At 71.6% G+C, this 13219-nt stretch carries 14 protein-coding genes; 11 read left to right on the forward strand and 3 right to left on the reverse strand.

Going from position 1 to position 13219, the window contains the following annotated elements:
* The first annotated feature begins 41 nt into the window (after positions 1–41).
* From ACWEN0_RS20415 to ACWEN0_RS20430, 4 genes are read left to right on the forward strand one after another with little or no spacing between them, the layout of a single operon-like run.
* Positions 42–674, forward strand: coding sequence for a riboflavin synthase (locus tag ACWEN0_RS20415; protein WP_451975459.1), 633 nt, complete (start codon positions 42–44; stop codon positions 672–674).
* Entirely contained in the window at positions 671–1999 is a 1329-nt protein-coding gene (locus ACWEN0_RS20420) for a bifunctional 3,4-dihydroxy-2-butanone-4-phosphate synthase/GTP cyclohydrolase II (protein ID WP_451975462.1), read from the forward strand. The genes ACWEN0_RS20415 and ACWEN0_RS20420 overlap by 4 nt, the downstream gene beginning before the upstream one ends.
* The gene (ribH, locus tag ACWEN0_RS20425) at positions 1996–2502 is read left to right on the forward strand and encodes a 6,7-dimethyl-8-ribityllumazine synthase (RefSeq protein ID WP_451975465.1); all 507 of its coding nucleotides are present in this window, start codon (positions 1996–1998) and stop codon (positions 2500–2502) included. The genes ACWEN0_RS20420 and ribH overlap by 4 nt, the downstream gene beginning before the upstream one ends.
* Positions 2499–2942 carry a PH domain-containing protein gene (locus ACWEN0_RS20430; RefSeq protein WP_451975467.1) on the forward strand — a complete coding sequence of 148 codons (444 nt, stop codon included), beginning with the start codon at positions 2499–2501 and terminating at the stop codon, positions 2940–2942. Before ribH ends, ACWEN0_RS20430 begins: the two co-directional genes overlap by 4 nt.
* Before the next feature lie 391 nt (positions 2943–3333).
* Here the strand turns inward: ACWEN0_RS20430 and ACWEN0_RS20435 are convergent, their stop codons facing one another.
* Both ACWEN0_RS20435 and ACWEN0_RS20440 read right to left on the reverse strand, forming a co-directional pair.
* The gene (locus ACWEN0_RS20435; protein WP_451975470.1) at positions 3334–4110 is read right to left on the reverse strand and encodes an exodeoxyribonuclease III; all 777 of its coding nucleotides are present in this window, start codon (positions 4108–4110) and stop codon (positions 3334–3336) included.
* Positions 4111–4179: 69 nt separating this feature from the next.
* Positions 4180–4902, reverse strand: a complete 723-nt coding sequence (locus tag ACWEN0_RS20440; protein ID WP_451975473.1) for a S1 family peptidase — start codon at positions 4900–4902, stop codon at positions 4180–4182.
* A gap of 178 nt (positions 4903–5080) precedes the next feature.
* Here ACWEN0_RS20440 and uvrC point away from each other — a divergent pair, with 178 nt between their 5' ends.
* The 5 genes from uvrC to ACWEN0_RS20465 all read left to right on the forward strand — a co-directional run bounded on the left by uvrC (position 5081) and on the right by ACWEN0_RS20465 (position 11148).
* Entirely contained in the window at positions 5081–7030 is a 1950-nt protein-coding gene (gene uvrC / locus ACWEN0_RS20445; protein WP_451975475.1) for an excinuclease ABC subunit UvrC, read from the forward strand.
* A 43-nt stretch (positions 7031–7073) separates the two neighbouring features.
* On the forward strand, positions 7074–7931 hold the full coding sequence (rapZ, locus tag ACWEN0_RS20450) for an RNase adapter RapZ (RefSeq protein ID WP_176178290.1): 858 nt from the start codon (positions 7074–7076) through the stop codon (positions 7929–7931).
* A gap of 1 nt (position 7932) precedes the next feature.
* On the forward strand, positions 7933–8934 hold the full coding sequence (locus ACWEN0_RS20455) for a gluconeogenesis factor YvcK family protein (RefSeq protein WP_451975478.1): 1002 nt from the start codon (positions 7933–7935) through the stop codon (positions 8932–8934).
* Positions 8925–9917 (forward strand): DNA-binding protein WhiA, encoded by a 993-nt coding sequence (whiA, locus tag ACWEN0_RS20460; RefSeq protein WP_086671216.1) that lies wholly within the window; start codon positions 8925–8927, stop codon positions 9915–9917. The genes ACWEN0_RS20455 and whiA overlap by 10 nt, the downstream gene beginning before the upstream one ends.
* A 226-nt stretch (positions 9918–10143) precedes the next feature.
* Positions 10144–11148, forward strand: coding sequence for a glucosyl-3-phosphoglycerate synthase (locus tag ACWEN0_RS20465; protein ID WP_451975481.1), 1005 nt, complete (start codon positions 10144–10146; stop codon positions 11146–11148).
* Here the strand turns inward: ACWEN0_RS20465 and ACWEN0_RS20470 are convergent.
* Positions 11145–12008 (reverse strand): sterol desaturase family protein, encoded by an 864-nt coding sequence (locus ACWEN0_RS20470; protein ID WP_451975484.1) that lies wholly within the window; start codon positions 12006–12008, stop codon positions 11145–11147. The two genes, ACWEN0_RS20465 and ACWEN0_RS20470, sit on opposite strands and share 4 nt — an antisense overlap.
* Positions 12009–12078: 70 nt before the next feature.
* Between ACWEN0_RS20470 and ACWEN0_RS20475 the strand changes: the two genes are divergently transcribed.
* On the forward strand, positions 12079–12690 hold the full coding sequence (locus ACWEN0_RS20475; RefSeq protein WP_451975487.1) for a TetR/AcrR family transcriptional regulator: 612 nt from the start codon (positions 12079–12081) through the stop codon (positions 12688–12690).
* A 149-nt stretch (positions 12691–12839) separates the two neighbouring features.
* Positions 12840–13199 (forward strand): hypothetical protein, encoded by a 360-nt coding sequence (locus ACWEN0_RS20480; protein ID WP_451975489.1) that lies wholly within the window; start codon positions 12840–12842, stop codon positions 13197–13199.
* Positions 13200–13219: the final 20 nt, after the last annotated feature.

Here is a 13219-nt window from a genome sequence, read left to right on the forward strand (position 1 = left end):
GTGTTGGATGGAGGGACCGGCTCACTAGGGAGGCAGCGGACGTGTTCACCGGCATAGTCGAGGAGATCGGCGAGGTCACCGCGGTCGAGCAGCTGACCAACGCGGCACGGCTGCGCGTGCGCGGCCCGCTGGTCACCAGCGACGCCGGCCACGGCGACTCGATCGCGGTCAGCGGCGTGTGCCTGACGGTCGTCGAGGTCGCCGGCGGCGAGTTCACCGTCGACGTCGTGAACGAGACGCTGGAACGCTCGAGCCTGGCGAAGGTCGCGGTCGGCGACCGCGTCAACCTGGAACGCGCGACGCCCGCGGGCGGCCGGCTCGGCGGGCACATCATGCAGGGCCACGTCGACGGGACCGGCGTCTTCCTCTCCCGCGACGAGAACGGCGTCACGACGTTCGCGCTGCCCGGGCACCTGGCCCGGTACGTCGTCGAAAAGGGCTCGATCGCGGTCGACGGGATCTCCCTGACGGTCGCGGCGGTCACCGGCGACCAGTTCAAGGTGGCGCTCATCCCGACCACCCTCGAGGTCACCACGCTCGGCGGCCGGGAGGCCGGCGACCTGGTCAACCTCGAGGTCGACGTGGTCGCGAAGTACGTGGAAAAGCTGGCCGAGGCACACATCCGCGACCAGGTGCACAATCGGGACGGCGGCACGGAGGAGCAGCGGTCATGAGTGAGACGAGTCCGGCAGAGCCCGAAGCGGGCTGGACGCCGTGCGGCACCGGGGCGGTGTTCGACGCCGACGCCATCGAACGCGCGATCGCGGACGTCGCGGCGGGCCGCCCGGTCGTCGTGGTCGACGACGAAGACCGCGAGAACGAAGGCGACCTCATCTTCGCGGCGGAGAAGGCGACGCCGGAGCTGCTGGCGTTCATGGTCCGCTACACCTCGGGGTACGTCTGCGTGGCGCTGACCGAAGCCGAGGCCGACCGGCTCGACCTGCCGCCGATGTACCACACGAACCAGGACGCGCGCGGCACCGCGTACAGCGTCACGGTCGACGCCGCGGAGGGCATCAGCACCGGCATCTCCGCCGCCGACCGCGCGCACACGATCCGGCTGCTGGCCGACCCGAAGTCGACGGCGAAGGACTTCCGCCGTCCCGGTCACGTCGTCCCGTTGCGCGCCAAGGAAGGCGGCGTGCTGCGCCGCCCCGGGCACACCGAAGCGTCGGTCGACCTGGCCCGGCTGGCCGGGCTCGCGCCGGCCGGCGTGCTGTGCGAAATCGTGTCCCAGAAGGACGAAGGCGACATGGCGCGCCGCGACGAGCTCGAGGTGTTCGCCGCCGACCACGACCTGGCGATCATCACGATCGCCGACCTGATCGCCTACCGCCGTCGCACCGAGAAGCAGGTCGAGCGCGTCGCCGAGGCCCGCATCCCGCTGGCCGCGGGCACGTTCCGCGCGGTCGGCTACGACTCGCTGCTGGACGGCATCGAGCACGTCGCGTTCGTCTACGGCGAAATTGGCGACGGCCAGGACATCCTGGTGCGCGTCCACTCCGAGTGCCTGACCGGCGACGTCTTCGGCTCGCTGCGCTGCGACTGCGGCCCGCAGCTGGAGGCGGCCCTGGAAGCGGTGGCCGCCGAGGGCCGCGGCGTCGTGCTCTACATCCGCGGCCACGAAGGCCGTGGCATCGGCCTGCTGCACAAGCTGCAGGCCTACCAGCTGCAGGACGACGGCGCCGACACGGTGGACGCCAACCTGGCGCTGGGCGTCCCGGCCGACGCCCGAGACTACGGGACCGGCGCGCAGATCCTGTGCGACCTCGGCGTCCGCACCATGCGGCTGCTGTCGAACAACCCGGCCAAGCGGATCGGCCTGGAGGGCTACGGCCTGCGCGTCACCGGGCGGGTGCCGCTGCCGATCTCGCCGAACCCGGAGAACCTGCGCTACCTGCGGACCAAGCGCGACCGGATGGGCCACGACCTGGCCCAGCTGGAGCACTACGACCAGGTCGGCGCCGGTCCGGAGCACCCCGACGGAGGAGCGCTGTGAGCGGTGAAGGCCGGCCGGAGACCGGGCTGGACCTGTCCGGCTGCAAGTCGCTGAAGCTCGGCATCGTCGCGACCAAGTGGAACGCGGACATCACCGACGTCCTGCTGGAGCGCGCCCTGGTCGCGGCCCGCGAGGCCGAGCTGGAGGACGAGCCGACGGTGGTCCACGTCGCGGGCGCGATCGAGCTGCCGGTGGTGGCGCAGGCGCTGGCCCGCAACCACGACGCGGTGGTGGCGCTCGGCGTGGTGATCCGCGGCGGCACCCCGCACTTCGAGTACGTGTGCGACGCGGTGACGGCGGGCCTGACCCGGGTCGCCTTGGACGAGAGCACCCCGGTCGGCAACGGCGTGCTGACGTGCGACACGCACGAGCAGGCGGTCGACCGCTCGGGCCGGCCGGGCTCGAAGGAGGACAAGGGCTACGAAGCCACGGTGGCGGCCCTCGACACGGCCCACGTGCTGAAGAGCCTGCGCCAGCCGTGGACCGAGCGGGGATTCGTGTGAGCGTGAAGACTCTCCTGGTGATCCGCCCCCGGCGCGCGCTGGTCGTGTGCAGCGTGCTGGCGGTGGCACTGCTGGCGGTGTTCGTTGTGGTGGCGGTGCTGCTGCGCAACGGCAACACGGGCGTCCACTTCCAGCGCTCCGACCAGGCGGCGATGATCGGCATCGGCATCCTGCTGGCGTGCGGCGTGATGCTGTTCGCGATCGCCCGGGTCCGCGCGGACGACGAGGGCATCGAGGTCCGGAACGTGCTGATGACCCGCCGGTTCGCGTGGAGCGAAGTGCTTTCGGTGAGCTTCCCGGACGGCGCGTCGTGGGCCCGGCTGGAACTCCCGGACGACGAGTACCACGCGGTGATGGCCGTGCAGGCGGTGGATCGGGACCGGGCGGTGGAAGCGGTGCGCGCGCTGCGGAAGCTGCACCGCGCCGCCACGGGCGGTTAGCGACCGGCTGTCCGGTCGGCCAGCTGAGGTTCACGACCCACTGCCCGTGCCGCTGGTCGAAACTCGGGATCGAGCAAGTAGGCCGTGATCGGCGTGTCGTGTCAGGGGATCGGCCTGGACGCGTCCCAGCTCTGCGGTCCGCCGGGGAGAGCGGCGCACCGGTTCCGGCTTCGCCGACCCGGGACGCGTTGGCCACCACCTTGCGGAACTCCAGGGACGAGGTCCCGCCCGCTCTGGCGGCAGCCGACGGCGTCCCGGGCGCGGGGTGCGCCTGTCCGCCGACAGCCGTCCGGCACCCGGCCGACAACGTCGGCAGGGCCACCGCCGAAAGGAACACCGCGAAGCGCATGCGCCCCCAGCCGGCGCGGCGGCTCGCGCTGTTACGCGGGCGTCAGAGGTCCAGGTCCACCACGATCGGCGCGTGGTCCGACGGGCCCTTGCCCTTGCGCATGTTCCGGTCCACATAGGAATCCGTCACCGCGCCGGCGAAAGCCTCGTTCCCGTACACCAGGTCGATCCGCATGCCCTTGTTGTTGGGGAAGTTCCCGGCCCGGTAGTCCCAGTACGTGAAGGGGTGGTCGTACTTCAACGGCCGCGGGAAGACGTCCGTCAGGCCGAGGTCCCGCAGGCGGGCCAACGCGTCCCGCTCCGGCTTCGTCACGTGCGTCGACTCGGCGAACAGCGCGATGTCCCAGACGTCCGCGTCCGTCGGTGCCACGTTGAAGTCACCGAGCACCGCGAAGGGCCCGGAAAAAAGCTCCGAAGCCACCAGAGACCGCAGAGCTTCCAGCCACTCCAGCTTGTACGCGTAGTGCGGGTTGTCCGGCTCACGCCCGTTGGGCACGTAGACCGACCACACGCGCACCCCGCCGCAGGTCGCGCCCACCGCGCGCGCCTCCGCGGCGCCTTCGAACGACGGCTCGCCCGGCAGCCCGCGCACCACGTCGGACAGCCCGACGCGGGACACGATCCCCACGCCGTTCCAGCGCCCGAGCCCGAACGCCGCGGCCTCGTACCCCAGCGCTTCGATCTCGGCCGCCGGGAACGCTTCCGTCGTGTTCTTCAGCTCCTGCAGGCACAGCACGTCCGGCGCAGTCTGCTCCAGGAACTCCAGCACCCGCGGCAGGCGGGGGAGGATGGAGTTCACGTTCCAGGTGGCGATCCGCATGCCGCGAGCATCCCACACCCCACCGACGAAAAAGGGGCGGTGCCGCGGCACCGCCCCTTTCGAAGAAACTCAGACGCCCGCGGTCGTCCGGATCCAGGACCGGCTCGCCGCCACGCTCGCGTAGTTGTTCGTGCCGCGCGTGTTCGTCCCGCTCTGGTTCTGAACCGTCGAGGCGACGCCGACCTGGACGCCGTTCGCCACCTCGGGGCCGCCCGAGTCGCCCTTCCACGCCGAGCCGTTGATGCCGACGCTCTGGATCGCGCGGCCGCCGTACGCGTCCGAGGACCGGCCCGTCACCTGGACGTTCGCCGTCTTCAGCGCCGACGCCGGCGGGCCCGTCGGGGTGGTGCGGCCCCAGCCGTAGAGCTGGTTGGTGCTGCCCGTCGACGGGTCCGCGCTGCCCAGCGAGATCGGGCCCGCGCTCGTCGCCGACGCCAGGTGCAGCAGCGCGATGTCGCCGTTCGGGGACTGGTACTCGCCGTCGACCGCGATGTCGGTGCCCGAGAACAGCGTGTTGCTGCCGACCTTGACGTGCATGCCCGACCCGTCCTGGTCGAGGCAGTGCACCGCGGTCATCACCCAGCGCGCGGCGATCACCGTGCCCGAGCAGTTGAAGCCCTGGAAGTCGCGGCCCGGCGTGTTCACGTACACCTGGGCGCCCCAGGAGACGGCGGGGGCGGTCGTGCCGCCGACGATGTTCGGCTGGACGCCGGCGGAAGCCGCGGCGCCACCCGCGAGGGTCAGCGCGACGGCGGCCGCGGACGCGGCGCCGAGGATGCGAAGAGTGCTCACGGTGGTGATCCTTTCGGATGGGGGCCGATCCGGCCGGTCGGAAAGTAACCACCGCGTCACCCAGGGGGACACCCACCAAAGTCGGAACCGGACGAACACCCTACTTCCGGCCGGGCGACGAGCCGCGGCGGACCGGGGGGCGGCGGGGACTGTCGGTGGTGGCCCATAAGCTGGGGGAGTGGCTGACCCGACCACCTACCGACCCGCTCCGGGAAGCATCCCGGAGCTCCCCGGCGTGTACAAGTTCCGCGACGCCGCCAAGCGGGTCATCTACGTCGGCAAGGCGAAAAGCCTGCGCAGCAGGCTGAACTCCTACTTCGCCGACCTCTCCGGCCTGCACCCGCGCACGCGCCAGATGGTCACCACGGCCGCGAGCGTCGAGTGGACCGTCGTCACCACCGAGGTCGAGGCGCTCCAGCTCGAGTACAACTGGATCAAGGAGTTCGACCCGCGGTTCAACGTCCGCTACCGCGACGACAAGAGCTACCCGGTCCTGGCGGTGACGCTGAACGAAGAGTTCCCGCGCCTGCACGTGTACCGCGGCGCGCGCAAGAAGGGCGTCCGCTACTTCGGGCCGTACTCGCACGCGTGGGCCATCCGCGAGACGCTCGACCTGCTGCTGCGCGTCTTCCCGGCCCGCACCTGCTCGGCCGGGGTGTTCCGGCGCCACGGCCAGATCGGCCGCCCCTGCCTGCTCGGCTACATCGACAAGTGCTCGGCGCCGTGCGTCGGCCGCGTCTCGGCCGAGGAGCACCGCGACATCGTCGAGGACTTCTGCGACTTCCTCGCGGGCAAGACCGACGTCATGATCAAGCGCCTCGAAGCCGAGATGGCGGCGGCGTCCGAAGAGCTCGAGTTCGAGCGCGCCGCCCGGCTGCGCGACGACCTCGGCGCGCTCCGGCGGGCGATGGAGAAGCAGGCCGTGGTGTTCGGCGACGGCACGGACGCCGATGTCGTGGCGTTCGCGCACGACGACCTCGAAGCCGCGGTCCAGGTCTTCCACGTGCGCGGCGGCCGGGTCCGCGGCCAGCGCGGCTGGGTGATCGACAAGGCCGAGGAGATGGACGTCCCCGCCCTGGTCGACCACTTCATCACCCAGTTCTACGGCGAGCAGGCCGAGCTGGCGGCCCGCGACGACGTCGACTCGGGCCCGGTGGTCCCGCGCGAGGTCCTCGTGCCGGAGCTGCCCGCCGACGCGGACGCGCTCGCCGAGTGGCTGACCGGGCTGCGCGGGTCGAAGGTGCAGCTGCGGGTGCCGCAGCGCGGTGACAAGCGGACGCTGGCCGAGACCGTCGAGCGCAACGCGGGCGAGGCGTTCACCCAGCACAAGCTGCGCCGGGCCGGCGACCTCACGGCGCGCTCGGCCGCCCTGACCGAGCTGCAGGACTTCCTGGGCCTCGACACCGCACCGCTGCGCATCGAGTGCATCGACATCAGCCACATCCAGGGCAGCGACGTCGTGGCGTCGCTCGTCGTGTTCGAGGACGGGCTCGCGCGCAAGTCCGAGTACCGCCGCTTCGCGCTGCGTGAAGCGGCCGAAGAGGGCGACGTCGCGTCGATCGCCGAGGTCGTGCGCCGCCGCTTCACCCGCTACCTCAAGGAAACCTCGGAGGAGTCGAGCAAACCGGGCCTCGACCCGGAGACCGGGCGGCCGAAGAAGTTCGCCTACCCGCCGAACCTGCTGGTCGTCGACGGCGCGGGCCCGCAGGCCACGGCGGCCGCGGACGTGCTCGCGGAGCTGGGCATCACCGACATCGCCGTCGTGGGGCTCGCGAAACGCCTCGAAGAGGTCTGGCTGCCGGCCGACCCCGATCCGGTGATCCTGCCGCGGACGTCGGAGGGGCTGTACCTGCTGCAGCGCCTGCGCGACGAGGCCCACCGTTTCGCCATCGCCTACCACCGCGAGAAGCGCTCCAAGCGGCTGCAGACGTCCGAATTGGACAGTGTGCCCGGGCTGGGGCAGGCTCGCCGCACCGCGCTGATCAAGCACTTCGGCTCGGTGAAGAAGCTCAAGCAGGCCAGGATCGAAGAGATCGAGGCGGTGCCCGGCTTCGGCAGACGCACCGCGGAAGCGGTCGTCGCCGCGCTGGCCGGGGAGACCGGCGCCGGTCCGAAACCAGGGGAGTAAGGGAAAGACAGTGAGTGCGCAAGAGGAGATCCGCGGCTCCGGCATGGAGGTCGCGGTCGTGTCCGGTCTCTCCGGGGCGGGCCGCAGCACGGCGGCCAAGTGCCTGGAGGACCTGGGCTGGTTCGTCGTCGACAACCTGCCTCCGGAGCTGATCGCCACCATGGTCGAGCTGGGCGCGCAGGCGCGCGGCGCGATCACCAAGGTCGCCGTCGTCATGGACGTGCGCTCGCGCGCGTTCACCGACGACCTCGCCTCGGTGATCAAGGACCTGGACGCGCGGGGCTACAAGCCGCGCGTGCTGTTCCTGGAGGCGACCGACGCGGTGCTGGTGCGGCGGTTCGAGGCCGTCCGCCGCGGCCACCCGATGCAGGGCGACGGCCGGCTCGCCGACGGCATCACGGCCGAGCGGACGCTGCTCGAGCCGCTGCGCGAAGAGGCCGACCTGGTGCTCGACACGTCGTCGCTGTCGGTGCACGACCTGCGCGCCAAGATCGAGGACGCGTTCGGGTCCGAGGCGAGCACCCAGACCCGCGTCACCGTGCTGTCCTTCGGCTACAAGTACGGCCTGCCGATGGACGCCGACCTGGTGATGGACGTCCGGTTCCTGCCGAACCCGTTCTGGATCCCCGAACTGCGCGAGCACACGGGCCTCGACGGCGAGGTCCGCAACTACGTCCTCTCGCAGGAGGGCGCCGAGGAGTTCCTCGACCGCTACCACCAGCTGCTGCGGCTGATCGGCGCGGGCTACAAGCGCGAGGGCAAGCGGTACCTGACGCTCGCCGTCGGCTGCACCGGCGGCAAGCACCGCAGCGTGGCGCTGTCCGAGGAGCTTGCCCAGCGTCTGTCCAATGAGGACGGTATGGCCGTGAAGGTGGTGCACCGCGACCTTGGTCGTGAATAACGTGCGCGCGGTCGCCCTCGGGGGCGGCCACGGACTGCACGCCACGTTGTCCGCGGTGCGGCGGGTGACCCCCGACGTCACGGCGATCGTGACCGTGGCCGACGACGGCGGATCGTCCGGCCGGCTGCGGCGCGAGCTCGGGCTGCTGCCGCCGGGCGACCTCCGGCAGGCGTTCGCGGCCTTCGCGGCCGAGGACGGCGGCACGTTGTGGGCGGAAGTCTTCCAGCACCGCTTCGGCGGTGACGGCGCACTGGCCGGGCACGCGGTGGGCAACCTGCTGCTGGCCGGGCTGTTCGAGGTGCTCGGCGACCCGGTCGCCGCGCTCGACGAGGCCTGCCGCCTGATGGGCGTCTCGGGGCGCGTGCTGCCGATGTCGCCGGAGCCGCTGGAAATCGAGGGGCAGGTCAGCGGCCTCGACAGCGAGGACCCGGCGGCGCTGCGCACGATCCGCGGCCAGGTCGCGGTGGCGTCGACGCCGGGGCAGGTGCAGCGCGTGAGCCTGCACTCGCCGGACCGGTCGGGGCGGCCGCCGCAGGCGTGCGCGGAGGCCGTCGACGCCGTGCTGGCCGCCGACGTCGTCTTCCTCGGACCGGGCTCGTGGTTCACCAGCGTTTTACCTCATCTGCTGGTGCCGGGGCTGCGGGACGCGCTCGTGCGCACGACCGCGACGAAGGCGCTCGTCCTGAACCTTGTCCCCCAGCCGGGGGAAACCGCGGGATTCTCTCCCGAGCGGCACCTGGACGTACTCTTCGACCACGCGCCCGATCTGCGGGTCGACGCCGTGATCGCGGACCGGGATTCCGTGCCCGACCCGGCGAATCTCCGGCGGGCGGCGCAGCGGCTCGGCGGGCGGGCGCACCTGGGGGCGGTGGCCGACCCGGAAGTGGCGGGACGGCATGATCCTGATGCGCTCGCGCGGACGATGCGGGAGGCTCTCGGTCTCGGCAGGGACGGGGAGCACGGGGGAGGAGCGAAAGGCAGGGAGGGGCAGGAATGGCGATGACCGCCGCGGTGAAGGACGAACTGAGCCGGCTGGAGATCACGAAGATCGGGCCGCGCCGGGCGGAGGTCGCGTCGCTGCTTCGCTTCGCCGGCGGGCTGCACATCGTGGCCGGCCGGGTGGTCGTGGAGGCGGAGCTGGACACGGGCTCGGTCGCGCGACGGCTGCGCAAGGAGATCCACGAGCTGTACGGCCACCACTCGGACGTCCACGTGATCACCGCCAGCGGCGGGCTGCGCAAGGGCACCCGGTACGTGGTGCGCGTGGTCAAGGACGGGGAAGGGCTGGCCCGGCAGACCGGGCTGATCGACCAGCGCGGCCGCCCGGTGCGCGGGCTGCCCGCGGCCGTGGTGTCCGGTGGCGTGGCGGACGCGGAAGCGGCGTGGCGGGGCGCGTTCCTCGCGCACGGGTCGTTGACCGAACCGGGCCGCTCGTCGTCGCTGGAGGTGACGTGCCCGGGTCCGGAGGCGGCGCTGGCGCTGGTGGGCGCGGCGCGCCGGATGGGCATCCAGGCGAAGTCCCGCGAGGTCCGCGGCGCCGACCGCGTGGTGGTCCGCGACGGCGACGCGATCGGCGCCCTGCTGACCCGTCTGGGCGCGCACACGAGCGTCCTGCAGTGGGAAGAGCGCCGGATGCGCCGCGAAGTGCGCGCGACGGCGAACCGCCTGGCCAACTTCGACGACGCGAACCTCCGCCGGTCGGCCCGCGCGGCGGTCGCGGCGGCGGCCCGGGTGGAGCGAGCCCTGGAAATCCTGGGCGACACGGCGCCGGACCACCTGCTGGCGGCGGGCAAGCTCCGCCTGTCCAACCGGCAGGCGTCGCTGGAGGAGCTGGGCCAGCTGTCGGACCCCCAGATGACGAAGGACGCGGTGGCCGGCCGCATCCGCCGCCTGCTGGCGATGGCGGACAAGCGGGCCAAGGACCTGAACATCCCGGACACCGAATCCGCGGTGACGCCGGAGATGCTCGAGGAAGAAGACGCCTGAGCGGCTACGCGGGCATCGCCCTTCCGTACCCGGCCACCATCCCCCGCGAGCTGTCGGGACCCGCGGCCCTGCCACCCGGGGGGTCGCGCCGGTCAGCCGGTTTCCGGCCTGCCGCGTTAACGGGACCAGCCCTTTCGTAACACCGCGGTAGCACCGCGGAGCGTTCGTCGAAACGCGGGACCTCGAACCTCGGAACCGGGTAGGCCGAACGAGGGAAGGGGAAAGCATGCGCACGAGCCACGCGCGGCTGCAGGTGTCGCCGGAGGTCGGCACCTGGCTCGCCCGGCGCAGCAGCAAGGCGGGGGACCGGACCATCGAGGAGCTCGTCGCGGCCAAGCGCGGCACCACGGTCTCCGTCGTCATCCCGGCGCGGGACGAGGAAGCGACCGTCGGCGCGATCGTCACCGCCATCCGCGAGGAGCTCCACGGCCTGCTGGTCGACGAGATCCTGGTCGTCGACAGCCACTCCACCGACGCCACCGCCGAGGTGGCCACCGCGGCCGGGGCGCGGGTCGTCGCGCAGGACGCCGTCTTCCCGGCGCTCGAAGGCCTTGCGGGCAAGGGCGAAGCACTGTGGAAGGGCGTCGCGGCGACGACCGGCGACCTCGTCGTCTTCGTCGACGGCGACCTCCACGACTTCACCACGGACTACGTCACCGGGCTGCTCGGCCCACTGCTGACGGACCCGTCGGTCGCCTACGTCAAGGGCTTCTACCACCGCCCGCTGGGCACCCAGGCGGACGGCGGCGGCCGCGTCACGGAGCTCGTCGCCCGGCCGCTGCTCAACATGTTCTGGCCGGAGCTGGCCGGGTTCGTCCAGCCCCTGGCGGGCGAATACGCGGGCCGCCGCGAGGTGCTCGAGAGCATCCCGTTCGTCGTCAACTACGGCGTCGAGATCGGGCACCTCATCGACCTGCTGGAACTGCGCGGCCTCGACGCGCTCGCCCAGGTCGACCTCGGCCACCGCGCGCACCGCCACCAGAGCACGCAGGCACTGGGCCGGATGTCGGGCCAGATCATGCAGACGCTCTTCGACCGCCTGCAGCGCTACGACCGCCTGGTCACGGCGGTCCCGCCGGCGACCCTGCTGGCCCAGTTCCAGCGCGGCACCTCGGGCGACGGCGTCGAGCGCGAGCTGGTCCTGACCGACCTGACGTCCCCGCAGCGCCCACCGCTGGCCGGGCTGCCGGCGTCGATCCGCCCGGAGAACGCCCTGCAGGACACGGCTTAGCCGAGGAGCACGTGTTCGGGCTGCCAGCCGGGCGGCCCGAACACGTACCCCGCGCGCTCGCGCCACGTGCGGGCCGTGCGGAGGTCGCGCAGGATCGAGCCGTACTCGTGGAAGCCCACCTTCAGCAGGTTGTACGTGCCGATGTTCTTCGTCAGCCCGTACCTCGGGCGCTTGCCCTCCGGGACGAAGCTGCCGAACAGGCGGTCCCAGATGATGAGGATGCCGCCGTAGTTGGCGTCCAGGTACTCCGCGTCGCTGCCGTGGTGGACGCGGTGGTGGGACGGGGTGTTGAAGACGTACTCGAACCAGCGGGGCAGCTTGCCGACCTTCTCGGTGTGCACGAAGAACTGGTAGACCAGGTCGATCGAGAGGCCGGTCAGGATCATCCACGGCGGGATGCCGCACAGGGCCAGCACCGACCAGAACGGCAGCTGGAAGTAGGGGGTCCACTTCTGGCGCAGCGCCGTCGAGAAGTTGTAGTGCTCGCTCGAGTGGTGCACCTGGTGGCCGGCCCACAGCAGCCGCACACGGTGGCTGGCGCGGTGGTAGGCGTAGAACACCAGCTCCTGGCCGAGCAGCATCAGCACCCACGTCCACCAGTCGCGCGGGTCGAACTTCACCGGCGCCAGCTCGAACAACGCCGCGAACACGACCAGCATCACCAGCCGGAACAGCGCGTTGACACCGACGGCGACCGTGCCCATCAGCATGCTCGTCCGGGTGTCGGCGGGGCTGTAGCCGAGGACGTTGTCGTCGTGGCCGAGGACGTGCACCGCGACGATTTCGATCGTCACGAACAGCAGGAACACCGGCACCGCGAACAGCACGGGGTCGCGCAGGTGCGCCAGGAACTCGGCCACGTCGCCTCCTCTGATCTGACCCTAGGGTAACTTACCCTGAAGTCACTTTACGCACGGTAGGCTCTCCGGCGTGACGGAGTCAAGGGCGGTCGGGACCAAGGGAATGCCGCGCGAGGAGCGCGAGGCCCAGCTCGTCGTGGCCGGCACCGAGGAGTTCGGCCGGGTGGGCTACGCGGGCGCGTCGATGGTCGAGATCGCGCGCCGGGTCGGCGTCACGAAGCCGCTGCTCTACCAGTACTTCGGCTCCAAGGACGGCCTCTACCTGGCCTGCCTGCACCGCGCGGGCGACCGGCTCACCGAGGGCGTCGCGACGACCATGGCGGGCGGCGGCGAGCCCGACCAGATGCCGTTGAAGGTGCTCTCCGCGATCTTCACGACGTTCGACCACGACCGGTACGCGTGGCGTCTCCTGCGCGACGAGACCGTCCCCGCGACCGGTGACATCGCCGCCTCGGCGGCGGACTACCGGCGCCGCCTGGACGCGTTCGCGCTGCTGGGCGCGACGCAGCTGATGACCTCCCGGGGGCTGGCCGACCCGGTCGACATCGAGGCGATCGCGCAGGTCTGGACGGGTGTCGTCGACTCGCTGATCAGCTGGTGGATCGACCGCCCGGACGAGGACGCGGACGCGATGACGGAACGCTGCGCGCGGATCATGGCGGGCCTGTTCGGCTGGACGTGAATCCGTCCACAATGGACACCAGGGCGGCCGCCGTTGCACAGTGTTCAAGACACGCAGAGTGTCACTCGGCGATTCACTTCACGAATGGCGTAGCGAAACCGGCCCCGTTCGCGATTAATCTGGGAAGCCGTTCCGTCGAGAGGTGTCCCATGCCCGAACCAGCCGCCGCCGATCCCCGTCTCGCCGCGCGGTTCACCGAGGACCTGCTCGACGGTTGCCGGGTCCTGGCCAAGGACTACGGCTACCGGCCCGCCCAGTTCGAGCGCATGGTGCGCGAGCACGGCGGCGTCGAAGCGGCCCGCCTGCTCCTGCGCGGGGCCGGGACCGCCGGCGGGTTCACCGTCCTCTGGGAGAAGAACCAGCTCGGCCGCAGCTCCGAGGCGACGATGCTGCGCGAGGAGTACGCCGAGCTGTTCACCCCCGACGAGCTGCTGCTGGCGAGGCGGCGGCTGGAGGAGCACGGCTTCGACGTCGACGCGCACCTGCGCCGCATCAAGGAGCCGAGCTAGGGCGGCGGGGGTGACCGGCG

This window comes from Amycolatopsis sp. NPDC004378, from assembly GCF_053602455.1.